At 66.3% G+C, this 630-nt stretch carries 1 protein-coding gene; it reads right to left on the bottom strand.

Features of this window, described 5'->3' with window-relative positions; all coding sequences use genetic code 11:
* Positions 1-515, bottom strand: a 515-nt coding sequence (locus tag EMO90_RS12035; protein WP_223849879.1) for an InlB B-repeat-containing protein, incomplete at its 3' end; no start/stop codon positions are given.
* Positions 516-630 lie beyond the last annotated feature (115 nt).

Genomic DNA, 630 nt, shown 5'->3' with positions numbered 1-630 from the left:
TACCGGTTGTACAGACGGTACACGTCGGAGCCTTGGGTGTCGGACGCGTACCAGGCCTCGCCCTCCTGGGTCCAGCCCTGGGTCTTGAGATACTCGTACTCCTCGGGGTCCAGCGTGAAATGGTGCGAGCCGTCATACCGGTTGTACAGACGATACACCGGCCTGACCTTGTCGGACTTCGCGTCGGTGAGGAACGCGACGCCCTCCTGATTCCACCCCTGGGTCTTGAGATAGTCGTACTCCTGCCTGTTCACCGTGTACAAATGGCTGGCGCCCTGCGCCATGTACGGGTTGTACAGGCGGTAGACCGGCACCTTCCACTGCGCGTACAGGGTCAGCGACGAGGACACCGGCGTGCCGAAATCGTACGGCTGTTCGCCCTCCGCGTCGCTCGTCCACCGGTAGAACGCGTACCCGTCGCGGACCGGGGCGGCCGGCGCCTCCACGGTGGTCCCGGAGACGACCACGCGGTCAGCGACCGCGGACCCGCCCTGCGAATCGAATGTGACCGTCACGTACGAAACCGACGGACCCGAGGGATACGAGGGGCCGGACGGCTCGCTGGGGCGGACCTTCAACCCGGCGATCGCCGCGGTCAGGCGCGCCTGGGCCGCATCCAACTCCGACTGG

Origin of the sequence: Bifidobacterium vespertilionis, from assembly GCF_008698145.1 — a bacterium.
GTDB lineage: Bacteria > Actinomycetota > Actinomycetes > Actinomycetales > Bifidobacteriaceae > Bifidobacterium > Bifidobacterium vespertilionis.
The sequence above is the reverse complement of the archived record's forward strand: the minus strand, read 5'-3'. Positions and strand labels throughout refer to the sequence as shown.